This is a genomic window from Polaromonas sp. P4_F4, from assembly GCF_056401355.1.
Genome location: NZ_JBFUJO010000006.1, coordinates 180,782 through 204,729, shown reverse-complemented (window position 1 = coordinate 204,729; position 23,948 = coordinate 180,782). Strand labels below are relative to the sequence as shown.

The following is a 23,948-nucleotide window of genomic DNA, read 5'->3' as shown; positions in this document are numbered from 1 at the left end:
ATGAACGCACCCATTTCCGCCCAGACGCTGGCCGCGCCCGTCGCCGCACAGACTCCGCCGCGCTTTTCGGCAACCTTCGATCCGGCCACGCTGGCCGAGATTCGCCGTGCTGCAGCCACCGGCATCTATGACATTCGGGGCGGCGGCACTAAACGCAAGCTGCCGCACTTTGACGACCTGCTGTTCCTTGGTGCGTCGATCAGCCGCTATCCACTCGAAGGCTACCGCGAGAAGTGCGGCACCGACGTGGTCCTGGGCACGCGCTTTGCCAAGAAGCCCATCCACCTCAAGACGCCGGTCACCATCGCCGGCATGAGCTTCGGCGCGCTGTCGGCCCAGGCCAAGGAAGCCCTGGGCCGCGGCGCCAGCCTGGTCGGCACCAGCACCACAACCGGCGACGGCGGCATGACGCAGGAAGAGCGCGGTCAGTCCAAGACCCTGGTCTACCAGTACCTGCCGTCGCGCTACGGCATGAACCCCGACGACCTGCGCAAGGCCGACGCCATCGAGGTCGTGATCGGGCAGGGCGCCAAGCCGGGCGGCGGCGGCATGCTGCTGGGCCAGAAGATCAGCCCGCGCGTGGCCAAGATGCGCTGCCTGCCCGAGGGCATCGACCAGCGCTCGGCCTGCCGCCATCCGGACTGGACCGGCCCGGACGACCTGGAGATCAAGATCCTCGAGCTGCGCGAAATCACCGACTGGGAAAAACCCATCTACGTGAAGGTCGGCGCGACGCGCCCCTACTACGACGTGGCCCTGGCGGTGAAGGCCGGCGCCGACGTCGTGGTGCTCGACGGCATGCAGGGCGGCACGGCCGCGACGCAGGAGGTCTTCATCGAACACGTCGGCATTCCCATCCTGGCGGCCATCCGGCCGGCGGTGAAGGCGCTGCAGGACCTGGGCATGCACCGCAAGGTGCAGCTCATCGTCTCGGGCGGCATCCGCAACGGCGCCGACGTGGCCAAGGCTCTGGCGCTGGGCGCCGACGCGGTAGCCATCGGCACCGCCGCGCTGGTGGCCCTGGGCGACAACGACCCGCGCTGGCAGGACGAGTACGCCCGGCTGGGCACCGTGGCCGGCGCCTACGACGACTGGCATGAGGGCAAGGACCCGGCCGGTATTACCACGCAGGACCCGGGCCTGGCTTCGCGCCTGGACCCGGTGCAGGCGGGGCGCCGCCTGGCCAACTACCTGTCGGTGCTGACGATGGAAGCCCAGATCATTGCGCGGGCCTGCGGCAAGTCCCACCTGCACAATCTGGAGCCCGAAGACCTGTGCGCGCTGACCCTGGAGGCCTCTGCCATGACGCAGATTCCCATGGCTGGCACGAGCTGGTACCCGGGCGTTCAGGGCTTCTGAACGGTAGTGCGTCGGGTCATCTGGCGGTCGTTGAACATTGAGCTCAATGAACGAGCCGAAGCGCCGCATGGCGGCTTCGGTCCAGATGCGCCGACGGCTGTCCTGCACGTTCTCCTCGACCACGCCTTTTTTCCAGCCCGGGGCGACGTTGCAGAAGTCGGGGTCGAACAGGTAATGGCAGACCATAGCGCCAAAGCGAGCGTTGACGTTACGCGGCTTGCCGCGTCGCACCCTGGCCACGGCAGCATAGCTACAAACATGCGCAAGTTGAATGAGATGATCGAAAAGTTCCTGTCAGGAAAAACTGGCATGGACGTTGCTGAAGGTCCTGCGCACTTTTTCAACCCTTAAAGGACTTTTGCCATGAAAAGATTTCCTGCGGCGCTTGCCATATGCAGCGCCTTCGTTCTCAGCTCGGTCGCCTACGCGGCCGACGCTGCGCCACTGCCCAACAAGGGCGATACCAGTTGGATGATTGTTGCAACCTTGCTGGTCATCATGATGGCCGTGCCCGGCCTGCCCCTGTTTTATGGCGGCATGGTGCGCACGAAGAACATGCTTTCGGTAATGATGCAGGTCATGGTGACCTTCGCTCTGCTGGGCGTGTTGTGGTGCCTGTATGGTTACAGCCTGGCTTTTACCGAAGGCAACGCCTTCTTTGGGGGCTTCGACCGTGCGTTTCTCAAGGGTGTCACGCCCGACAGCGTGATCGCCACGTTCAGCAAGGGCGTGGTGATTCCGGAATTCATCTACATCGCCTTCCAGATGACGTTTGCGGCCATTACGCCCACCCTCATCATCGGATCGCTGGCCGAGCGCGTGAAGTTCTCGGCAGTGCTCGCCTTCATGGTGTTGTGGTTCACCTTCAGCTACCTGCCTATTGCCCACATGGTGTGGTACTGGGCCGGCCCTGACGCTTACACCAGCGCCGAAGTGGCCGACAAAGTCGGCGCCACAGCAGGCTTCCTGTTCCAGAAAGGTGCCATCGACTTCGCGGGCGGCACGGTTGTGCACATCAACGCGGCAATGGCTGGCATCGTGGGCGCTTTCCTGATTGGCAAGCGCGTCGGTTTCAACAAGGAACCCATGACACCGCACAGCCTGACGATGACAATGATCGGCGCCTCACTGCTGTGGGTGGGCTGGTTCGGCTTTAACGTCGGCTCCAATCTGGAGGCGAGCGGCACGGCGACCCTGGCATTCGTCAACACGTTCCTGGCCACCTGCGCGGCCACCGTATCGTGGGTCTTTGCGGAATGGATCCGCAAGGGCAAACCCTCCATGCTGGGTGCGGCATCTGGTGCGATTGCCGGCCTGGTGGCCATTACGCCCGCCTGCGGCTATGTTGGCGCCATGGGCGGCCTGGTGATCGGCTTGCTGGCCGGTTTGGCCTGCTTCTGGGGCGTTACGGGGCTCAAGCGCATGCTGGGCGCGGATGACAGCCTGGATGTGTTCGGCGTGCACGGCGTGGGCGGCATTCTGGGCGCCTTGCTCACCGGCGTATTCGTGTCGCCCAAGCTGGGCGGTACCGGCGTCTACGACTACGTGGCCAACAAGGTCGCCGACTTCGACATGACGACCCAGCTCATCAGCCAATTGTGGGGCGTGGGTGTGTCGATCGTCTGGTCGGGCGTGGTGTCGTTCATCGCCTTCAAGCTGGTCGATATGACCATCGGCTTGCGCGTCACGGAAGACGAAGAGCGCGAAGGCTTGGATATCGCCTCGCACGGCGAAAAGGCCTACGACCACTGAGCCGGAATTCGCAGATTCTGTGGCCAAGGCCCTGGCGCTGGGCGCCGACGCGGTAGCCAGGATGGCCGTCAAGGCATGGATCGTGCTTAAGTATTATGGTATTCCATAATATTAGAAGACGGTAAGGGTGGTTAAATCCACGCCACAGGGCTTCTGAAAGCCACATCCGCTGGCCACAGGCAGTCGCTGGCTCGGGGAGCCGCGGAGGGCCGGCCTGCATCGCCAGGCACTGTGTGTGTTTGCCGTGAGCGGCCCGAGAGCCGCAACGGTCGATGCGCAAGGGATTCATCGTTTTTGACATTTACTTTTTGTTGTCGCCATGAAAACTCTGTCTCTTCCTTCCTCCGCCACCTTCGGCCGCCTGGCCGCGCTGGCGGCCAGTGCCTTCGCGTTCTGCCTCGCGCCTACCTTCTCTGCGCAGGCGGCCTGGCCGGAGCGCAGCATCACGCTGCTGGTGCCTTTCGCGCCGGGTGGCAGTTCGGACAACGTGGCGCGTACGATCGCGCCCTTGCTGAGCGAAAAGCTCGGCAAGCCGGTCGTGATCGAAAACGTGGCCGGTGCGGGCGGCATGCTCGGCACCCAGCGTGCCGTGCGTGCAACACCTGACGGCTACACCATCTTCCTGGGCTCTGGCTCCGAAATCCTCATCAACAAACTGATCAATCCCAAGGTGGGTTATGACGGCATGAAGGACCTGTCGCCCGTGGTGTTTGTCGCCACCGGCCCGATGGTGCTGGTGGGCAGCCCCAGCCTGCCGGCCAATTCGGTCGCTGAAGTCCTCGCGCTGGCCAGGGCCAAGCCGGGGGCGCTGAGCTATGCCTCCGCAGGCAACGGCACGCCGATGAACGTGGCCGGCGAGTTGCTGAAGATGCGTGCCGGCATCTTCATGACACACATCCCCTACCGGGGCGCGTCGCCGGCCCTGGTCGACGTCATGGGCGGGCAGATCGAGCTGGGGGTCTCCACCCTCAGCGCCGCACAGCCCTTCATCAAGTCGGGCAAGCTCAAGGCTTTTGCCGTCACCGCGACCAAGCCCAGTGAACTGGCGCCGGAGATTCCCGCCCTGGGGCAAATCAAGGGTCTGGAGGGTTTTGACCTCGGCGTGTGGTTTGGTCTCTTTCTGCCCAACAAGACGCCGCCGGACATCCTGCAGAAAATCCAGCAGGCAGCGCAGCAGGTGTTGACGGATGCGCAGGTCCAGAAGCGGCTGACGGAGCAGGGCATTGTGGCCTCTGGTGCCTCTGCCGAGGCGCTGGGCAAGTTCATGGCCTCGGAAGTCGAGAAGTACCGCTCGGTGGTGAAGGCGGCCAACATCCGCGCCGACTGACGCTCACGCAGATCTGTGCCCTGGCTCAAGAACTTCACGATGCGCCGTTGAAAAGGCGGCCTGGGTGAAGGAGGGGGCCTCAGCCCCTGCCTGAAAAACACGCATCGCATTCCACCAAACGAGACGCCAGGGACAAGGCAAATGGCTGGATAATCTTGTTAGGTATTATGGTATACCATAATACCGAAAACGGTAAAACATGATCCAATCAACGCAAAAGGAACTTCTATGAGCGCTCTCCAACTCCGAAAAATCGTCACCTACACCGAAGACATTCGCCTCGAGGGTGGCCGTGTGGCGGCCCGTCCGCTGCAACTGTTTGCCGCGGCGGCCGTGCTGGCCAACCCTTGGGCCGGGCGCGGTTATGTGGACGACCTGAAGCCTGAAATCCATGCCATTGGCCCCCAACTGGGCAAGCTCCTCACCGACAGCATCCTGTCCATGGCAGGCTCGGGCGAGGTGGTCGAGGGCTACGGCAAGGCGGCCATCGTCGGAACATCGGGCGAGCTGGAGCACGCCTCCGCGCTGATCCACACGCTGCGCTTCGGCAATCTCTACCGCGAAGCCGTCGGCGCCAAGAGCTACCTGGCCTTTACCAATGTGCGCGGCGGCCCGGCCTGCCCGATCGCGATTCCGCTGATGCACAAGCATGACGAGGGCATGCGCTCGCACTACCTGACGATCCAGTTCTCCATCGTCGATGCACCGGCTCCTGACGAAATCGTCGTGGCACTGGGCGCCTCGATTGGCGGCCGCCCACACCACCGCATCGGCGACCGCTACCAGGACATCAAGGAGATGAACGCCAATGCAAGCTGATCTGCACGCCGATAGGGGCGTTGGTTCGCGTGCTGATTTTTCACCGCCGACGCCGACCGCCTCCGGGGTGACGCCCCAGGGCACGGCCTGGCGCCGCTACGGCCACGGCGCGTCTGTGGTGCTGATCCACGGTGTCGGCATGGCCAAGGAGGTGTGGACACCCCAGGTCAACGACCTGGCCGCGGACTTCGATGTACTGGTCTACGACATGTGGGGGCATGGCCAAAGTGCTTTGCCCGAAGGACCGTTGGCGCTGAGCGAATATGCGCAGCAGCTCCTGGACCTGATCGACATGCTGGGCCTGCCCCGGGTGCGCGTGGTTGGCCACTCCATGGGCGCCCTGGTGGCACTGGAGTTCGCGCTGGAGTACCCCTCGCGCTGCGCCGGTGTGGTGGCCATGAACGCGGTGTTCTCGCGCAGCGAAGAGCAGCGTTTTCTGGTGCGGCAACGCGCCAGCGAGCTGCTGCGCCACGGCACGCAGGCCAACCTGGACGACACCCTCAAGCGCTGGTTCGGCAGCCCCGGCAACCCGGACACCGCGATGGCCGAAGCGCTCTCGCGCAAGCTGCTGCAGGAGGTCAACCACCAGGGCTATGCCACGGCCTACCAGGTCTTTGCCACGGCCGATGCGGTGCACGCCGCGCGCCTGCCCAGCCTGCAGCCGCCGGCGCTGTTCTTCACCGGTGAGCTCGACCCCAACTCGACGCCAGCCATGTCGCACGAGATGGCCCGTCTGGCGCCGCGTGCTGCGGCACATGTGCTGAAGGGGAACCGTCACATGATGAGTCTCACGGCACCGGAGGAGGTCAGCCTCGTCCTGCGCGATGCATTGAACAACTTCACGGAGCAGGTGCCATGAACGACAAACCCCAAGCCTCTCAAGTCCAAGAGGCCCCGCAAACCATCGATGTCCGCTCCTTCCGGGACGGACTCGGTTGTTATCCCACCGGCGTCACCGTCGTGACGACGCGCGATGCCGACGGCCAGCCGCGCGGCTTCACCGCCAACTCTTTTACTTCGGTGTCGCTGGCCCCGCCGCTGGTCTCCGTCTGCCTGGCGAAGACCGCGCACAGCCATGCAGTGTTTTCTGCGGCGCCGGCCTTTGCCATCCACGTGCTGAGCGAAGCGCAAAAGCCCATTTCCAGCCTGTTCGCATCGAAGGCTGCGGACAAGTTCGAGCAATGCCAGTGGACCGAAGGCCGCTCGGCCGTGCCGCTCATCAAGGACAGTCTGGCCACCTTCGAGTGCAAGGCCTGGCAGCTGGTCGATGCCGGTGACCACACCATCCTCATCGGTGAGGTCGTCGGTCTGGAGCACAGCCCGGGCCGGCCTCTGGGCTATTGCCGCGGTGCCTATGTCGGTTACCAGGATGTCGCCGCGGTCAACGCCAGCGGCAGCGGCAACGCCCACATCCATGCGCTGATCGAAACTGACGCCGGCGTGGTTCTGCTGCGCCATGGCGACGGCGGCTACGAGTTGCCCGGAGCCTCGCGCCTTGGCACGCCCAGCGGCAACGACGGCCTGTATGGTGTGCTCAAGGCGCTCGGCCTGCATGCCACGCTGGACTTTGTGTTCTCCGTCTATGAAGACGCGCAAGGTCCGTGTGTGATCTACCGCGGCCGCGCCCCTGACGCCGGCCACGGCGACGCGCGCCTGCACCACGTGGCGCTGCAAGACCTTGCCGGCCTGAAGGCGGTCGACGACGCCACGGCCGCGGTGCTGACGCGTTATGCGCGCGAGCGCGCCGAAGACAGCTTCGGCGTCTACGTCGGCGATGCACAGCGCGGCGACGTCACCCCGCTGGCCCACGCCGCCTGATCCCGGCCTGCCTCCCGGTCACCGACTCCAGACTTCAACCTCCCACAAAGCCCGCCATGAAATTTTCATTGTTCGCTCACCCCGAGCGGTATGACGACAGCGTTTCCCATCACCAACTGCTGGAGGAACTGACCGAACTGACGCTGATCGCCGAGCGTGGCGGTTTCGAGACCATCTGGGTCGGTGAACACCACGCGATGGAGTACACCATCGCCCCCAATCCGTTTGTGAACCTGGCCTACCTGGCCGCGAAGACCTCGCGCATACGCCTCGGCACGGGCACCATCATTGCGCCGTTCTGGCACCCGGTGCGACTGGCCGGAGAAGCCGGCCTCTGCGATGTGGTCAGCAACGGACGGCTGGACCTGGGCATCGCGCGCGGCGCCTACCTCTTCGAATACGACCGCCTGCTGCCCGGCCTCGACGCGATGAGCGCCGGCGCCCGCATGCGCGAGATGGTGCCCGCGCTGCAGAAGCTGTTTGCCGGCGACTACGCGCACGACGGCGAGTTCTGGAAGTTCCCTGTCAGCACGCCTGTGCCGCGCCCGATCCAGCAACCGCATCCGCCGATGTGGATCGCCGCGCGCGATCCGATGTCGCACGACTTCGCCGTCGCCAACGGCTGCCATGTGCAGGTCACCGCGCTGGCCGCCGGCGATGCCGAAGTCGCCGAGTTGATGAACCGTTTCGATGCCGCCTGCGAGGCTCACCCCGAAGTGCCGCGCCCCGAGATCATGATGCTGATGCACACCTATGTGGCCGAGACCGAGGAAGAGCTGTCGCGGGGTGCACTGGACCTGCAGAAGTTCTACACCTACTTCGGAAAATGGGCGCGCCGCGAGCGGCCGATCAAGAACGGCTTCATGGAAGCGGTCCGCCAGGAAGAGCTGGACGCCGCGCCGGCCTTCGCCCCGGACAAGCTGCGCCAGAACCTGGTCATGGGCACGCCGGCGCAAGTCATCGAACGCCTGAAGGCGTATGAAGCCCTGGGCTACGACCAGTACAGCCTGTGGCTGGACAGTCATATGGACTTCGAGCGCAAGCGCCGGTCGCTGCAGCTGTTCATCGACGAAGTCATGCCTGCCTTCGCCTGAGCAAGCCTCTCCTCAAACCGATTGACCATGGCCATGCAGCAATTCCAGCAATACATAGACGGCGCTTTCGAACACGCGGAAGAGTCGTTCGAAAGCCTCAACCCTGCCAGCGGCCTGGCCTGGGCCATGATGCCTTCGGCCAGCGCCGCCGACGTGAATCGCGCAGTCGAAGCCGCGCACCAAGCCTTCAGCGATTCCGCATGGTCACGACTGCGTCCCACGCAGCGCGGAAAACTCCTGCATCGCCTGGCCGACCTGCTGGCGGTTAACGTCGAACGGCTGGCCGCGCTGGAGACCACGGACACCGGAAAGATCCTGCGCGAGACCCGTGCGCAGATCCTCTACATCGCGGAGTACTACCGCTACTACGCGGGCATGGCCGACAAGTTGCAGGGCGCGCACTTCCCGATCGACAAGGAGGACATGGAGGCTTATACGCGGCGCGAACCCATCGGCGTCGTGGCCGCCATCGTGCCCTGGAATTCTCAGCTCTTTCTGAGCGCGGTGAAGCTGGCGCCAGCATTGGCGGCCGGTTGTACCGTGGTGCTCAAGGCTTCCGAAGATGGACCCGCGCCGCTGCTGGCCTTTGCCGAACTCATTCATGAGGCCGGTTTTCCTGCCGGTGTGGTCAATGTGCTGACCGGCTTCGGCGCGACCTGCGGCCTGACGCTGACCAGCCATCCGCTGGTCTCCAAGATCGCCTTCACGGGCGGGCCGTCGACCGCGCGCCACATCCTGCGTAACTCGGCCGAAAACCTCGCCACCACGTCGCTGGAGCTGGGCGGCAAGTCTGCGGTGATGGTGTTCGAGGACGCCGACCTTGACAGCACCGCCAACGCTATCGTGTCGGGCATCTTTGCCGCCTCCGGCCAAAGCTGCGTGGCTGGGTCGCGTCTGCTGGTGCAGGCTAGCGTGCATCAGGCTCTCGTTGAAAAACTCGTAGCCAAGGCCCAGGCCATACGCATCGGTGACCCGCAAGACCTCGCCACGGAAATGGGCCCCTTGGCCACGGCGCGCCAGCGCGAACACATAGCGCGTGTGGTGCAAGCCAGTGTCGCGGCGGGTGCCCGTTTGCTGACGGGTGGCCGTGTACCCCCGGCGCAGGCCTCTGGCTTCTATTACGAACCCACCATTCTCGATTGCGATAGCCCGAAGACACCCTGTGTGCAGGAAGAGTTGTTCGGCCCGGTGCTGAGCGTGTTGAAGTTCGATGATGAAGAGCACGCCTTGCGGCTGGCCAACGACAGCCGTTATGCGCTGGCTGCGGGCGTGTTCACCCAAAACATCGCGCGTGCGCACCGCCTCGTGCGCCAGGTGCGCGCCGGTGTGGTGTGGGTCAACACCTACCGTGTGATTTCGCCCATGGTGCCCTTCGGAGGTTATGGCGAAAGTGGGCTGGGCCGTGAGGCCGGCATGGAAGCCATGCTCGACTACAGCCGAACCAAATCGGTCTGGATCAACACCAGCGATGCGCCCATCGCTGATCCCTTTGTCATGCGTTAACCCGAGGGCAATGTCATGTTTTATGAACTGCGGACCTACCGTCTCAAAATCGGTGCCGTGCCTGCCTACATTCAGTTGGTGCAGGAAGAAGGACTGGCGATTCAGAAGCGCCATCTGGGGCAACTGGTGGGCTACTTTTCGACCGACATTGGTGCGCTCAATCAGATCGTTCACCTCTGGGCTTTCGAGAGCCTCGATGACCGCGACAGACGTCGCACGGCTCTGCTGATGGACCCGCTGTGGAAGGCATTTTTGCCCAAGCTGCAGATCTTGATTGAAGAGATGGAGTGCAAGATTTTGAAGCCCATGCCGTTCTCGCCGCTGGTGTGATCGGCACGGCAATCAGTCCTATTTCTTTTACACGCGCTTGAACTGGCCCTGTTATTGCAAGCGTGACACGCGTAGTTCCCTTGGTTCCGTTCGATATTCAACACATGGAGTAGTTATGAAAACACTGTCTTTGAGCCGCCGCCATCTGACGGCCCTTGCCCTCCTCTCCCTTGCCTCCCTCGCCATTCCATTGGCAGGTCATGCGCAATCATCGCAAATCGTCTTCACCAGCTGGGGTGGCACGACGCAGGCGGCGCAGAAGAAAAGCTGGACCGATCCTTTCACCGCCAGCAGCGGCGTGAAGGTCGTGATGGACGGCCCGACCGATTACGGCAAATTCAAGGCCATGGTCGAAAGCGGCAATGTAGTGTGGGACGTGGTCGATGTCGAGGGTGACTTCGCCGCCCGCGCCGCCAAGGACGGCCTGCTCGAACCCATTGACTACAACGTGGTGCAAAAAGCCAGCCTGGACCCGCGCTTTTCCGGCACGCACCAGGTCGGCAGCTTCTACTACTCCTTTGTGCTGGGCTACAACAAGGACACCTTCAAGACGGCCCAGCCCGCCAACTGGACCGACCTCTTCGACATGAAGGCCTTTCCGGGCAAACGCACGCTGTACAAGTGGTCCGCCCCTGGCGTGCTGGAGCTGGCCTTGCTGGCTGACGGCGTGCCGGCCGACAAGCTCTATCCGCTGGACCTGGACCGTGCGTTCAAGAAGCTCGATACCATCAAGAGCCAGATCGTCTGGTGGACGGGCGGCGCGCAGTCGCAGCAGCTGCTGGCGTCGGGTGAAGCACCCCTGGGCATGTTCTGGAACGGGCGCATCAATGCCATCGAAAGCACCGGCGGCAACGTCGGCATGTCCTGGAACCAGAATCTGACGGCCGCCGATGTGCTGGTGGTGCCCAAGGGCAGCAAGAACAAGGCGGCCGCGATGAAGTTCCTGGCTGCGGCGAGCAGTGCCAAGGCGCAGGCCGACTTCGCGGTGGAGACTTCCTACGCCCCCATCAACAAGGACGCCAAGGCCATGATGCCGGCGGCCGCCGTCAAAAACCTGCCCGACCAGTTCACCAAGACGCAGATCAACCTGAACATGGCGTACTGGGCAGAGAACCGCGACGCCATCGGAAAACGCTGGTACGCCTGGCAAGCCCAGTAAACCGGGCCGGGCAGGGTGAAGCCGAGCGGTCGTCGACACGGCCGGCTCTCTTCACCGGCCCGTGATTCCGGCCGCATTTTTGCCACGTCGAAGACGACCTCAACACGCTTATTTGCCATGCCCAACCCCAGTTCCGCTTCCCTTCCGTACGGCGCTGCCAGGCCGGCCCCGTCGATCAACCCGGCCGGACGGGTCAAGCGCGCCTCCGGCTTTGCCTGGCTGTGGCCGGTGCTGAGCCTGCTGGCGCTGTTCTTTGTGGTGCCGGTTCTGATGCTGCTGCTGCGCAGCTTCATGGAGCCGCAATGGGGCTTGCAGAACTACCGGGAACTGGTCGGTTCGTGGACCTATGCCAAGGTGATGCTCAACACCTTCACGGTCGCCAGCCTGGTCACGGTGTTCACCGTGCTGGTGGGTTTTCCGGTGGCCTGGCTGCTGGCGATTCTTCCGCGCGGCTGGGCCAAGCTGCTGATGAGCGTGCTGCTGCTGTCGATGTGGACCAACCTGCTGGTGCGCACCTACGCCTGGATGGTGCTGCTGCAGCGCACCGGGGTCATCAACCAGATGCTCGTGAAGTGGGGCGCCATCGATGCGCCGCTGCCGCTGGTCAACAACCTGGTGGGCGTAACGATAGGCATGACCTACATCATGCTGCCCTTTCTGATCCTGCCCCTGCACGCAACGATCAAGGCGATCGATCCATCGACGCTTCGCGCTGCCACCATTTGCGGCGCCAGCGCCTGGCAATCCTTCTGGCGGGTGCTGCTGCCGCTGGCGGCGCCTGGCCTTGCCAGTGGCGCGTTGATGGTGTTTGTGATGTCACTGGGTTATTTTGTGACGCCGGCCTTGCTGGGCGGGACCAACAACATGATGCTGGCCGAACTGATCGCGCAGCTGGTGCAGTCCCTGCTGAATTGGGGGCTGGGCGGCGCCGCGGCACTGGTGCTGATGGTTGTGACGCTGGGTCTATATGCGCTGCAGTTGCGCCTCTACGGCGGTGTTCAAGGCAAGCGTAACGCTGCCGCCTGATTGACTGGAACTCCCGACATGCTGCTCGAATTTCCCCATATCGGCCGGCCCCTCAAGGTGGGGCTCCTGTTCATCGCTGTTTTGACCGTGGTGTTTCTGCTGGCGCCGATTGTGTTCATCGTCGCCTTGTCTTTCGGCAGTTCGCAGTGGCTGGCCTTTCCGCCGCCGAGCTGGACCACACGCTGGTACCAGCAGCTCTGGGCCGAGCCGGGCTGGATAGAAGCGACCTGGAACAGCCTGAAGATCGCCGTCCTCGTCAGTGTGCTGTCGGTGGTGCTCGGCTTCTTCACCGCCATGGCTTTGGTGCGCGGACGATTCCGCGGCAAGGCCATCCTGCGGGCCTTCTTTCTGACGCCAATGGTCATGCCCGTGGTCGTGCTGGCCGTGGCGCTGTATGCGGTGTTTCTGCGCATCGGCCTGACCGGCACCCTGCCGGGTTTTGTGCTGGGCCACCTGGTCATCGCCTTGCCGTTTTCGATCATCGCGATCTCCAATTCGCTGGAGAGTTTTGACTTCGCGCTGGAAGACGCGGCGCGCATCTGCGGCGCCAGCGAATGGGCCGTACGCTGGCGTGTGACGCTGCCGTCGATCCGGCTGGGCCTGGGCGCCGCCGCGCTGTTCTCTTTCCTGATCTCCTGGGACGACGTCGTGCTGGCCATCTTTATGGCGACGCCGGGCGCGGAAACCCTGCCGGTGCGGATCTGGGCCGCGCTGCGCCAGGACCTCTCGCCGGTGATCGCCGCGGCCTCGGCTCTGCTGATCGGCATCACGCTCCTGTTCATGCTGCTGTCCGCGCTGCTGGGCACCAGGGCCACGAAATCCCCCACCTGATTGATTGCCATGTCCACACCCAACGATGTATTTCTGAGCCTGCGCGACCTGCGCAAGACCTACGGAGCCGCGGTCGCGATCGACCATGTTTCGCTGGATATCCAGCGCGGCGAGTTCATGACCTTTCTCGGCCCCAGCGGCTCGGGCAAGAGCACGACGCTCTATATCACCGCCGGCTTCGAAGACCCGACCGAAGGCAGCGTGGTGCTCAACCAGAAGAACCTGCTCAGCGTGCCGCCCAGCCAGCGCAACATCGGCATGGTGTTCCAGCGCTACACCTTGTTTCCGCACCTCAGCGTGGCCGAGAACATCGCCTTTCCGCTGCGCGTGCGCAAATGGAGCGAAGACAAGGTCCGCGAGAAGACCGCGCGTATGCTCAAGCTGATCCACCTCGATGACTTCGGCCATCGCAAGCCCGCCGAGCTGTCAGGCGGCCAGCAGCAGCGTGTGGCCATCGCCAGGGCGCTGGCCTATGACCCGCCCATCCTGCTCATGGATGAGCCCTTGTCTGCGTTGGATAAAAAGCTGCGTGAAGAGCTGCAGAGCGAGTTGCGCCGCATCCACCAGGAAACCGGGGTCACCGTTCTCTACGTGACGCATGACCAGGAAGAAGCGTTGCGCCTGTCGGATCGCATCGCCGTTTTCAACAAGGGCCGCATCGAGCAGGTTGGCTCGGGCACCGATTTGTACGAGACACCTGCCACGCGGTTTGTCGCCAGCTTTATTGGCAACTCCAACTTTCTGCCCATAGAGCTCAGCTCCCGCGGTACGGACGAGACGGTCTACACGCTACCGAATGGCGGCCGTGTCAGATCCGGTGCCGCAAGCCAAGTAGTGGAGCAGGGCCGCAAGGCGGTACTCATGGTGCGTCCCGACTGCATGCGGCTGAAATCGGTCGCTCAGGCCGGCGACGGCGCCAGCCTGGCGGTGCGGGTGCGTGATCGCAGCTATCTCGGCGACACCATCCAGTACTCCGTGGTCACACCGTGGGACCAGGAAATCACCGTGCGCATGAACGCCAGCATGAGCGATGGCAAGATCTGGAACAACGGCGATGAAGTGACCGTGGCCTGGGACGCCTCACGCGGCATGGCGTACCACGACCCGGCCTGAATGCAATGCCGAAGGCCAACATGAAACTCCTGCCACCCGCAGCGCTTCCCGTGCCGGGAGCCTTTGCCGATAATAGACACGATGCAGTGCGCGTTCACAAGACGCGCACACCCGAGGATATCCAGAGTAGAGGAAAGATCGTGACACCCATGGCCGATAACATCAAGGTAGACCGGAACCAGAAGACACTTCGCGAGCTCACGCTGGAGAAAGTTCGTTCGGCGATCTTTTCCCAGTATTTCAAGCCTGGCCAACGCCTGGTGGAGAGAGCCCTGTGCGAAGAGCTGGACGTCAGCCGAACGGTGGTGCGGGAAGTGCTGAGGCACCTGGAAACAGAAGGCCTGGTTGAGTCTGTGCCCCAGCAGGGGCCCATCGTTGCCGTCATCGACGCGGACACGACCCGTCAGATCTACGAACTGCGCGCCCTGCTCGAAGGCCATGCGGCGGCGGCCTGCGCCCTGCGCCGTGACGAGGCCAGCCTCATCCGCATGACGTCCACGCTGCAGCGTATCGAGGCCGCCTTTGAAGCCAATGACCTGCAGGGCGTCATGGAGCAGACCGGAATTTTCTACCACACGATGTTCCAGGCGGCCGGGGACACCGTGGCCTGGGGCGTGGTGAACTCACTGAACGCACGTATCAACCGTCTGCGGATGATCACCATCGCCAGCCGCCAGCGTGGCTCGGCGGCGCCTGCGGAAATGCACCGCCTGTTGTCGGCCATCCGCGACCAGGACCCCGATGCCGCGCGGAACGCCGCGCAAACCCACATCCTGAACGCACAGGCCATCGCCATGGCCAGCCTGGAAAACAACGCGGTCTGATGCCTGTGGCCTAGGTTTTCTCTAGGTTTTCTTCTTCCCTCCGTCAACCTTCATTAACCCGTCCTCCCTGCTGATCAGTGCTGGCTTCTGCCAGCCCTGGAGGGCGGGGTTAGCCTCCGGAATTGCTTCATGACCACTGCCGCTTCCTCCTCCTCTCCCTTCACTGCACTGCGTGATGCCAGCCTTCTCCAGACTCATGCACTTATCAATGGCCACTGGGTGGCCGGCGCGCAACGATTCGACGTGATCGATCCGGCAACCGGGCACAAACTGGCTGATGTGGCCAACCTTAGCGCAGCCGAGACCGACGCCGCAATTGCCGCCGCGAATGCCGCTTGGCCAGCCTGGCGCAGCAAGACTGCCAAGGAGCGCAGCATCATCTTGCGGCGCTGGTTCGACCTGTTGATGGCTCACCAGGATGACATCGCCCGCATCATGACGGCCGAGCAGGGCAAGCCCTTTGCCGAGGCCAAAGGCGAGGTGGCCTACGGTGCGAGTTTTGTCGAGTGGTTCGCCGAAGAAGCCAAGCGCGTCAACGGCGAAACCCTGCCGCAATTTGCCGCCGACCGCCGCCTGATGGTGCTCAAGCAGCCCATTGGCGTATGCGCGGCGATCACGCCGTGGAATTTCCCGCTGGCGATGATCACACGCAAGGTGGCTCCAGCACTGGCGGCGGGTTGCACGGTCATCATCAAGCCGGCCGAACTGACGCCGCTGACGGCACTCGCGGCGGCCGAACTGGCCCTGCGGGCCGGCATTCCGGCCGGTGTGCTCAACGTGATCACCTCCGACAGCCAGAATTCCATCGCCGTTGGCAAGGCCCTGTGCGCCAGTGATGTGGTGCGCCACTTGAGCTTTACAGGCTCCACCGAGGTCGGGCGCATCCTGATGGCCCAGTCGGCACCCACGGTCAAGAAAATGTCGCTCGAACTGGGCGGTAACGCCCCTTTCATTGTGTTCGACGACGCTGACATTGACTCAGCGGTCGAAGGTGCGTTGGTCAGCAAGTACCGCAACGCAGGCCAAACCTGTGTCTGCGTCAATCGGTTTTATGTGCAGGACGGGGTGTACGACGAGTTTGTCAGCAAGTTCGCAGCCAGAGTAAAGGCCATGAAAGTAGGCAATGGCTTCGACGAGGGTGTGGTGCAAGGTCCGCTGATAGAAAGCGCTGCAGTGGACAAGGTACAGCGGCACATCGATGACGCTGTAAAAAAGGGCGGCAGATTGGTGACCGGTGGTCACAGGCTGCAAGGCCTGTTCTTCGAGCCGACAGTAGTCGCCGATGCAACGCCTAACATGCTTTGCGCGCGTGAAGAAACTTTCGGCCCGTTGGCACCTGTTTTCCGTTTTAGAACCGATGAGGAAGCTATCCTCGCGGCCAACGACACTGAGTTCGGATTGGCGAGCTACTTCTACAGCCGCGATATCGGCCGCATCTATCGGGTGGCTGAGGCGTTGGAGTACGGAATGGTTGGCATCAATGTCGGCATCCTTGCCTCAGAGCACGTGCCATTCGGTGGCGTCAAGCAATCCGGCCTGGGCCGAGAAGGCTCGCATCACGCTATGGACGACTATCTGGAGATCAAATATCTGTGCATAGGCGACGTTCTTTGAGTGTTGTTGTCAGTTGCCGAAAGTCGAATGGGTGGATTTCTCAGATGCGGAGCTCTCGGGTTGTGATTTCCGGGAAGCGGTCTTTGTCGGTGGTCATCGAGCGACAACAACTATGGATGCCTGCGATGCAGTGACAGCCAGGCGGCCAGCCCGCCGAGCACGAGGCCTCCGGCGACGTCCACCACCACGTGCTGACGGACTGCCAGCGTCGAATAGATGATGCCGGCGCACCACGTCCAGTTGACCAGGTGTATCCACAGCGGCGCACGGAATCGCCGCATCAGGTGATGCAGCCAGAAACCCGAGAAAAACGCGGTGGCGACATGCAGGGAGGGGCAGGCATTGCCAGAGGCATCGATATTTTTGAGAAGGCCCATATCGGGATACCGGGTCCAGTCGATATCGGGCGTGGGTGCGGCCGTGGGCCAGAAATAAAAAATGGACAAACCGGCCACGCACATCAGCGCCATGGCGGCGCCATACCGGTAGAGTTCGCGCCGGTTTGCAAAAAAGGCCGGCAGCATGGAAACATAGACCCACAGCGACACATACAGCGGCAAGGCCAGCGGTTCAAAGCGAATCAGGTGATCCAGCCCGGTGACAGGCATCACCGTCGTTGCGTAGGCAGGGTTCCTGAGCAGGTAGAAGTAAGCGCCAAAAAACAGGCTGATGAAAATCGTCGTGCCGATGCTTTTCAGATACAGGTGTCTGGGAATCACCTCGGCAGCTTGGTGGTACCAGGCTGCCTTTGGATTGTTTGGATTGTCTGGACTGTTGTGGATCACGGCGCGTACTCCACCGGTCGGCTGTTGCCTGGCCACCCTCCGGGCAAGCCGGCTTGATGCAGGCTTGCTGGCCGGCAACAGCGGGTGGTCATGACAGGGCCTGGCGCAAGGTGACAACACGCAGACCGGCGGCTGCAGCGGCGTCGAGCACGGCGGGCAGCACTTCAAGAATGATCGGGACACCCCGGGATGTGCGCGCGGCATGGCCATCGTGCAGCAGCAGGATGGCGCCCGCCCGCAGGCCGCGCAGCAGGCTGCTTTTCACGCGCTCGGCATCGTCGATGCGGGTGTCGAAACCCCGCGCGGACCAGCTGGCGAGCCTGAGCCCGAACCGGGCCAGTACCGGCTCCAGAAAGGGGTTGCGCAAGCCGGCCGGGGCACGGAAGAACAAGGGGCGCTGACCGCAGATCCGGGTGAGCGTCTCTTGCGCGGCGTGCAGTTCCCGCGCCAGGCCGCGTGGGCCCATCACGGAAAAATAATGGCGGTGATGCTGGCTGTGGTTTTCGACGGCATGTCCGCGGCTGACGATTTCGCGGCACAGGTCCGGGTAGCGCGCGGCCAGTTCGCCGATGCAGAAAAAGGTGGCCTGCACCGCATGGCGATCCAGCAGGTCCAGCACCTGCGGGGTGACGACGGGGTCGGGGCCATCATCGATGGTCAGGGCGATTTCATTTCTGGCCGTGGCGGCGGCGGGCAGCCGTGTCCAGTTCGGCCCCAGCCAGTGGCTGCGCGGCCACAGGCCAGCGGCGGCAATCAGCAGGTGATTGGCCACCACGGCGGCCAGCGCCCAGGGCCACAGCCCGGGTACGGTGACGACGGCGACCAGCGCCAGCCCATGCAGCGCAAGGGATGCGCGGATCAGCGGCGTGGAGTGCCAACGCGGATCAGGCACGGGATGGCCTCGCAAAAATCGCTGCGTACACCAGCGCCAGGATGACGCCCGGTGCCACGGTGACACCCATGGCGTGCAGTATGGATACCTTGGAAAAAGCCAGCAGCCCAAAACCTGCAACGGTGGTGAGGTTGGCCAGCAGCATCGAGGCAAGGGTGCGGTGGGAGATCGGCTCCAGCGGCTCGGGGCGGTCAAAAAACAGCGCGTAGTTGGAGCCCACGGCCACCACCAGCAGCAGGCCCACCAGATGCAGGATGCTCAGTTGCTGGCCAAACAGGGCCAGCCCCGCGGTGACCGTAACCACGGCGGCAGCCAGGGGGGCGATGGTGCGCAACACGCGCTGCGGCGATCGGAACACCACCAGCAGCAGCCCGACAATGGCGACCAGCCCGCCCAGCGAGAGCAGCGTGGCTTCATGCAGGTAGCCCGAATACAGCCGGTCGGATTCGGCTTTCATGTCGACAAACAGCACGTTCGGCAGGCCCGTGGCGCCCAGGGCGGCGCGAATCTTCCCGGCGTTGATGCCGGCGCCTTCAGGGGCCTTGAGCGGCAGCAAGGCCGTCCAGCCGCGGTCTTGCCGGAGCAGCAAGGCATCTACCGCCATGGCCATGGAGGTCCGCTCCAGGTCGCCCGCCTGCAGCAAGGGCCTGCTGCGGGTGACTTCAACGTCGGCAAGAAATGGCGTGAACAGTTGCGCGCGCACCGGCAGCCCCTGAACGGCCTCTGCCAGGCGCACCTGCAGCGGGCCGGGCGGGGGCAGGCTGGCCTGGCGGGCGCGTTGGGTCGCCGCGCTCGGGAGATAGCGGCTGGGGCTTTCAAATCCGGCGAGTTCGCCCTGATCAACCTGCGTCTGCAGCAGCGTGGCCACCTGCTCGGAATAATGCAGCACGGATTCCCGGCTTGTGCCGGACACCACCACCAGGTAACGCACATCAGGCGCGCCCATGTCGGCACGCAGGCGCTCGTCCAGCGCCACCTCAGCTTGCGACACCGGGCTCAACGAGGAAATCTTCTCATTGAGCAAGGTGGCGCGCTGGCTCACGAGGACGGCGCAGGCGCCCAGCAAGAGGATGGCCGCCGGCCAGCGCAGTGCCCCGGCGCGCAGGGTCAAGCGGCTCAGCACGCGGCCTATGGCCGATACATCATGGATGCGAAACTTTGCCGGCAGCAGGTGCGGCAGCACAAAACGGGTCATGGTCGCCGCCGCGACCAGGCCGGCAATCGCATACAGGCCAAGTTGCGCCAGACCCGGAAAGCCCGACAGCAACAGCGATGCAAAGCCGAATATTGAGGTCAGCACGCCGAGCCGCACCGTGGGCCAGAAGCGCTTGACCCAGTTTTGCGGGTCGGCACCGGCCTGTTCGGATTGCACAAAGAGGTAGATCGAATAGTCCACCGCCTCGCCGATCAGCGCCGTGCCGAATCCCAGGGTAATGCCGTGCACCGTCCCAAAGCCCAGGCTCACGGCCGCAATACCGGCCAGCACACCGCTGAGGACGGGTAAAAAACCCAATGCCAGCGCCGTCAGGGAGCGGTAAACCAGCAATAGCAGCGTGGCAATGAGCACGACGCTGATCAGCGACAGGCGGCTGACCTGGCTCTGGATGGTCTCGCGTGAGGTCACGGAAAACACGCCGGGGCCGCTCATCACCAGCCGCGCGGCGGGGCTGGCCTGGGGTGCCGCGTCAAACGCCTGCCGGATGGCGGCCATGGCCCGCTGCTGGGCATCGGTGTCGGAGCCTGCCGCACGTGTTTGCAGCAGCATCAGGGCGCGTGCACCGTCGCGTGAAGCCCAGGCGCCGTCGACCAATGGCGGGCGTTTGCCGCTGTCGAGTTCGCCGAGCAGCTGCACCATTTCACCGGTCGGGTCGCGGGGCAGCAAGGACTTCATCAGCAAGCCGGCCGGCGAGGCCAGCAGGTCGATGCTTTCGCCCAGGGCCGCATGCAGACCCTCGGCGCTGAAGCGTTCAGGCGTCACGGCGGAGCTGAGCAGGTAGCGGTTGTTGAACAGGTAGGCGCGGTCGCGCTCGGTGTTGACGGGCTCGCCATTGTTGACGGAGATAAAAGCAGGATCGGTGCGCAGGCGCTGGGCGACCTCTTTGGAAAGCCTGGCGCGGGTGGGGGCGTCCGCACCTTCGATGCCCACCAGAATCAGGCGCGAGGCCAGGCCCTCACGCAGTTGATCCATCAGCAGTTGCTGCTCGGCCGTGGGATTGCGCGGCAAAAATGCCGACAGGTCGGTGGTGATGGTGGTCCGGCTGATGATGGCGCCGCAGGCCAGCAAAAATGCCAGCCAGATCCAGACCGGCAAGAACTGGCGCCGGAACAACCTTGCCATCATGGCGCGGCCAGCTTGTCGATGAGCATCACCGAGCGGTCCTTGTCGGTCTGCTCGATTTCAATCGACTTCACCTCGGCACGGCTGCCAGCAATGCGGATGCGCTGCACCACGTCCAGCATCTTTGTTTCGATCGGACGCAAGGTCAGCGTCCAGCGCTCCTCGCTGCCTTCCAGGTCCAGGTTGTAGATGCGTTTGAGCGCGACCGTGTCGCCGGCCAGGGTGCCGCGTATGCTTTCGGTGAACGCGGCCAGTTCGGGATGTTCCTGCAGGCTCAGCACCATGCGGCGTTTGCCGCGCTCGACGGTGAGGTTGCCGCCTTCAATCAGCAGCGACTCGGGCCTGGGCTTGAGGGTGCGTTTTTCCAGCCGGTCGGGGGCGGTGTAGAGCAGCTCGCCGGATGATTCCACCGGCTTGTCGAGCAGCGCGATGTATTTGGTTTCGACAAAGCTGGCGCGGCCCGACTTGTTCTGGGCCAGCCCCTGCATCAGCTGCGCCACATCCCAGGCGGCGAGGGCCGGTGCGCAGCACAGGCCCAGCAGCAGGCCGACCCCGGCCAGAAAGACCTTCAGGCCTGGCACGGGCCTGATCATCCGGGATTGCGTTTCTGGCGTTTCAAGCGTTTGAATCATGGGGGGAAACCGGGTTTGCGGCGGGCAACGGATTGTCCGCCAGCCAGAAGTCAAAAAAGTTGAACCAGTTGTACGGCGCCGTGCGGCAATGCTGCTCCAGCAGCAGCGCGTAACGTGCCATCGCGGCCTGCACCGCGGCCTCGCGTCCGCCCGCGGCAATGCTGGAAAAATCGGCCAGCGTTTCAAAGTGGATATCGTAGCGATTGCCGCCACGGTACAGCCCGACCATGAAAAACACCGGACGCCGCAAGATGGCCGCCATCCGGAACGGCCCCACGGGAAACTCGGCGGGCTCGCCAAGAAACGGCACGGGACGGGTTGCGTCACGGTTCAGGCGGCGGTCGGCGAGCATGCCGACAACGCTGCCGGCCGACAGCAGGTCGTTGACGCGGAGCATCGAATCGGCATGGCCCAGCGGGACGATGTCCTGCTGCGCTGCCGGGTTGATGGCGCTCAGGGCGGCGTTGAGTTTGCGCGCGTTTTCCTCGTACATCACCATGGCCACGCGCAGGCCGGGTTGCCGGCGACCGATAGCGCGCAGGACTTCAAAACTGCCGGCATGGGCGCCCATCAAAAACACGCCTTGGTGCGCAGCGGTGAGTTCAGCCACCAGGTGTTCCTGGTGAACGCGGATGTCGAACAGGTTGAAGCGGTCGTTGATCAGGTAGATCCGGTCATGAATGGTCGAGGCAAAGCTCAAAAAGTGCCGGAAAACATGGCGCCAGCCGACCCGTGCAGCACCGGGCAGCCCGAGCACGCGGCGCAGGTAATCCCGGGAGGCCCGGCGCGCCGCCGCGTCGGCAAGCAGGAAATAGGCAGCGATGCCGTAAAGCACAAAGCGGCCGGCACTGCGGCCCAAACGCAGCGAAATCCACGTCATCACGCGCAGCATCAGCATGTTGCTGGGCTCCGGGCGTTGCCGCCAGGCGGCTTGTTGCTTCGTCCCGTCGGGCGACCGGAGCGAGCCTTCTGGTGGGTGGCCCGGCGAAGGGTTCATGGAGTGGTCCCGAAGACAAAAGTGCCGCTCGCCACCGGGCGTTGGCCGCAGGCGATCTCAAAGCGGGCGGGGCCCTTGTCGGTGCGGGTGTAGGCGATGGTCAGTGTCTCGCCGGGCTGCACCGGGCTCAGGAATTTGGCCGAGGCAATCTGGCAATGCAGGGCTGGCCCGGCCGCCGGTTGCTCGCCCGGGGTCTGGCGCGCCTGCTCCACCGCATGCAGGGCCGCATCGAGCAGCACCACGCCCGGCACAATCGGCCTGCCCGGAAAGTGCCCGGGGAACGCCGGGTGATCGGCGGCAATGGTCAAGGTGGTTTCACCCCGCATGGTGGCCCGCTCCCCGGCCCGCAGGCGCCTGATGCAGCCGGGCCAGCGCCTGGAGCGCTTCGCGCGGGAGTTTTCCGGTGCTGTTGCGCGGCAGGGCGTCCAGCAACACCAGGGGGCGTGGCAGGAAGACCGGGTCAATGCGCTCTTTCAGCGCAGCCTGCAGTTCGGCAGCCGACAGGCCGGGCGCTACCGCAAAGGCCATCAGGCGCACCACGGCGCCGTCACTGCTGTCGTCGGGCATGAAAAAAGCGCCGTCCAGCACGCCGGAAATGCAGGTCAGTTGATGGTTCAGGTAGGCCAGCGAATTGCGCTTGCCGGCGATGTTGATCAGGTCGCCCAGGCGCCCATGCAGCAAAAACCGCCGGTCGTCGATCAGCTCGAGCACGTCGTGCATGGGCATGGCCTGCGCGACATGGCCCCCGCCAGCCCAGATGCGGTCGCCCCGCGGCGTCAGGCTGACGTCGGGGAACAGTTCCCACTCACGGGTCTGGGCGCTTCGCCGCGAGGCGATCTGGCCGGTTTCGGTGGAGCCGTAAATTTCAAATAGCGGGGCGGCAAAACGGCTTTCGCAGGTTTGCGCCAGTTGGGGCTCCAGGGGCGCGGTGGCCGACAAGAGCAGGTCCAGCGCAGGCAGGTCAGCGCCTGAGGACATCAACACCCGTAAATGCACGGGCGTGGTGACGAGCAGCCGGGGGCGGGCGACGGCGCGGATGGCACTGACGATGTCGGCGGGGTAAAACGGGTGTCCGGCGTGGATGGCCGCGCCGCTTTGCAGCGGCAACAGCACCGTGGATTCAAAGCCGAACATATGCTGGGGCGGCACGGTGCCCACAATGCTGTAAGGGCGGCCTTCATCCAGGCCCAGGCCCAGGCCCAGGCCCAGCCGCAGCGCCTCGGCGCGAGCACCCTGCGCCAGCGCCCCCCAGGTCTTGCGGTGCGGCAGCGGCACGCCGGTCGAGCCCGAAGTGAACACATCGGCCACCGGCTGGTCACCGGGAAGGTGCGGAATGTCGCAGGGCGCGTCAGCGTCGACCTCTGCCGGACCTTGTGCAAAGGCTTCCTGGTAAACAAAGCGCGGCAGGCTTATCTCATGAAAGGTGTCGGACAGGCAGAACACATCGGGTGCAATGGCCTGCATCTGGCGCATCATTTCCGGCGTGTGGGTTGGCGGCAGCAGGCTGATTTTCCGGGTCAGCAGCGCAGCGCCCAGACCCACGGTGAAGTGATAGCGGTCGGTGCAGGCATTGAGCATGTGCTTGCCGGCCGGCAGCGCGGCAGCCAGATGCCGGACGTCGCCGAGAAACTGGCGCACGGTGATGCCCTGGCCGTCGCGCCAGGCCAGGATGTCGTCAGAACTGCGGTGGGTCAGGAGCGCAAAAGTGGGCATGGACAAAGGCGGCTTCTCAGGA

22 protein-coding genes and 1 pseudogene are annotated in these 23,948 nt (G+C 64.0%); 15 read left to right on the top strand and 8 right to left on the bottom strand.

The window, feature by feature from the left end:
* Positions 1-1,359: an FMN-binding glutamate synthase family protein gene (locus AC1DUR_RS09265; protein WP_477718603.1), complete on the top strand. Its 1,359-nt coding sequence runs from the start codon at positions 1-3 to the stop codon at positions 1,357-1,359.
* A 36-nt stretch (positions 1,360-1,395) separates the two neighbouring features.
* Here the strand turns inward: AC1DUR_RS09265 and AC1DUR_RS09260 are convergent.
* Positions 1,396-1,602: pseudogene (locus AC1DUR_RS09260) on the bottom strand (IS21 family transposase); the annotation flags it as partial.
* A 120-nt stretch (positions 1,603-1,722) separates the two neighbouring features.
* On the opposite strand from AC1DUR_RS09260, the gene AC1DUR_RS09255 reads away from it, so the two are divergent.
* The 14 genes from AC1DUR_RS09255 (at position 1,723) to AC1DUR_RS09190 (ending at position 16,569) form a co-directional block, all read left to right on the top strand.
* Complete coding sequence (locus tag AC1DUR_RS09255) at positions 1,723-3,111, top strand: ammonium transporter (RefSeq protein ID WP_477718602.1); 1,389 nt, start codon at positions 1,723-1,725, stop codon at positions 3,109-3,111.
* A 319-nt stretch (positions 3,112-3,430) separates the two neighbouring features.
* Entirely contained in the window at positions 3,431-4,438 is a 1,008-nt protein-coding gene (locus AC1DUR_RS09250) for a Bug family tripartite tricarboxylate transporter substrate binding protein (protein WP_477718601.1), read from the top strand.
* Between the two features lie 228 nt (positions 4,439-4,666).
* A complete protein-coding gene (locus AC1DUR_RS09245; protein ID WP_477718600.1) occupies positions 4,667-5,257 on the top strand; it encodes an amino acid synthesis family protein in 591 nt (196 codons plus the stop codon).
* Positions 5,247-6,116 carry an alpha/beta fold hydrolase gene (locus AC1DUR_RS09240; protein ID WP_477718599.1) on the top strand — a complete coding sequence of 290 codons (870 nt, stop codon included), beginning with the start codon at positions 5,247-5,249 and terminating at the stop codon, positions 6,114-6,116. The genes AC1DUR_RS09245 and AC1DUR_RS09240 overlap by 11 nt, the downstream gene beginning before the upstream one ends.
* A complete protein-coding gene (locus tag AC1DUR_RS09235; RefSeq protein WP_477718598.1) occupies positions 6,113-7,075 on the top strand; it encodes a flavin reductase family protein in 963 nt (320 codons plus the stop codon). The genes AC1DUR_RS09240 and AC1DUR_RS09235 overlap by 4 nt, the downstream gene beginning before the upstream one ends.
* Positions 7,076-7,131: 56 nt before the next feature.
* Entirely contained in the window at positions 7,132-8,169 is a 1,038-nt protein-coding gene (locus AC1DUR_RS09230; protein WP_477718597.1) for an LLM class flavin-dependent oxidoreductase, read from the top strand.
* Between the two features lie 33 nt (positions 8,170-8,202).
* Entirely contained in the window at positions 8,203-9,672 is a 1,470-nt protein-coding gene (locus AC1DUR_RS09225) for an aldehyde dehydrogenase (protein ID WP_477718630.1), read from the top strand.
* A gap of 15 nt (positions 9,673-9,687) precedes the next feature.
* Entirely contained in the window at positions 9,688-10,002 is a 315-nt protein-coding gene (locus AC1DUR_RS09220) for an NIPSNAP family protein (RefSeq protein ID WP_477718596.1), read from the top strand.
* Positions 10,003-10,117: 115 nt separating this feature from the next.
* On the top strand, positions 10,118-11,161 hold the full coding sequence (locus tag AC1DUR_RS09215) for an ABC transporter substrate-binding protein (protein WP_477718595.1): 1,044 nt from the start codon (positions 10,118-10,120) through the stop codon (positions 11,159-11,161).
* A gap of 117 nt (positions 11,162-11,278) precedes the next feature.
* Positions 11,279-12,187: an ABC transporter permease gene (locus tag AC1DUR_RS09210; protein ID WP_477718594.1), complete on the top strand. Its 909-nt coding sequence runs from the start codon at positions 11,279-11,281 to the stop codon at positions 12,185-12,187.
* Positions 12,188-12,205: 18 nt separating this feature from the next.
* Positions 12,206-13,018, top strand: coding sequence for an ABC transporter permease (locus tag AC1DUR_RS09205; RefSeq protein WP_477718593.1), 813 nt, complete (start codon positions 12,206-12,208; stop codon positions 13,016-13,018).
* Between the two features lie 9 nt (positions 13,019-13,027).
* Positions 13,028-14,131: an ABC transporter ATP-binding protein gene (locus tag AC1DUR_RS09200; RefSeq protein WP_477718592.1), complete on the top strand. Its 1,104-nt coding sequence runs from the start codon at positions 13,028-13,030 to the stop codon at positions 14,129-14,131.
* Positions 14,132-14,271: 140 nt separating this feature from the next.
* Positions 14,272-14,955, top strand: a complete 684-nt coding sequence (locus AC1DUR_RS09195) for a GntR family transcriptional regulator (protein WP_477718629.1) — start codon at positions 14,272-14,274, stop codon at positions 14,953-14,955.
* 129 nt (positions 14,956-15,084) lie between these two features.
* Positions 15,085-16,569 (top strand): NAD-dependent succinate-semialdehyde dehydrogenase, encoded by a 1,485-nt coding sequence (locus AC1DUR_RS09190; protein WP_477718591.1) that lies wholly within the window; start codon positions 15,085-15,087, stop codon positions 16,567-16,569.
* 110 nt (positions 16,570-16,679) lie between these two features.
* Here the strand turns inward: AC1DUR_RS09190 and AC1DUR_RS09185 are convergent, their stop codons facing one another.
* From AC1DUR_RS09185 to AC1DUR_RS09155, 7 genes are all read right to left on the bottom strand, one after another.
* Positions 16,680-17,354, bottom strand: a complete 675-nt coding sequence (locus AC1DUR_RS09185; RefSeq protein WP_477718590.1) for a phosphatase PAP2 family protein — start codon at positions 17,352-17,354, stop codon at positions 16,680-16,682.
* A gap of 88 nt (positions 17,355-17,442) precedes the next feature.
* Positions 17,443-18,246: a polysaccharide deacetylase family protein gene (locus tag AC1DUR_RS09180; RefSeq protein WP_477718589.1), complete on the bottom strand. Its 804-nt coding sequence runs from the start codon at positions 18,244-18,246 to the stop codon at positions 17,443-17,445.
* Positions 18,239-20,587: an MMPL family transporter gene (locus AC1DUR_RS09175; RefSeq protein WP_477718588.1), complete on the bottom strand. Its 2,349-nt coding sequence runs from the start codon at positions 20,585-20,587 to the stop codon at positions 18,239-18,241. Before AC1DUR_RS09175 ends, AC1DUR_RS09180 begins: the two co-directional genes overlap by 8 nt.
* Complete coding sequence (locus tag AC1DUR_RS09170; RefSeq protein ID WP_477718587.1) at positions 20,584-21,216, bottom strand: LolA-related protein; 633 nt, start codon at positions 21,214-21,216, stop codon at positions 20,584-20,586. Before AC1DUR_RS09170 ends, AC1DUR_RS09175 begins: the two co-directional genes overlap by 4 nt.
* Positions 21,200-22,213 (bottom strand): LpxL/LpxP family acyltransferase, encoded by a 1,014-nt coding sequence (locus AC1DUR_RS09165; RefSeq protein ID WP_477718586.1) that lies wholly within the window; start codon positions 22,211-22,213, stop codon positions 21,200-21,202. Before AC1DUR_RS09165 ends, AC1DUR_RS09170 begins: the two co-directional genes overlap by 17 nt.
* The gene (locus tag AC1DUR_RS09160; protein WP_477721527.1) at positions 22,210-22,539 is read right to left on the bottom strand and encodes a 3-hydroxyacyl-ACP dehydratase FabZ family protein; all 330 of its coding nucleotides are present in this window, start codon (positions 22,537-22,539) and stop codon (positions 22,210-22,212) included. The genes AC1DUR_RS09165 and AC1DUR_RS09160 overlap by 4 nt, the downstream gene beginning before the upstream one ends.
* Positions 22,529-23,926: an AMP-binding protein gene (locus tag AC1DUR_RS09155; protein WP_477721526.1), complete on the bottom strand. Its 1,398-nt coding sequence runs from the start codon at positions 23,924-23,926 to the stop codon at positions 22,529-22,531. The genes AC1DUR_RS09160 and AC1DUR_RS09155 overlap by 11 nt, the downstream gene beginning before the upstream one ends.
* Positions 23,927-23,948 lie beyond the last annotated feature (22 nt).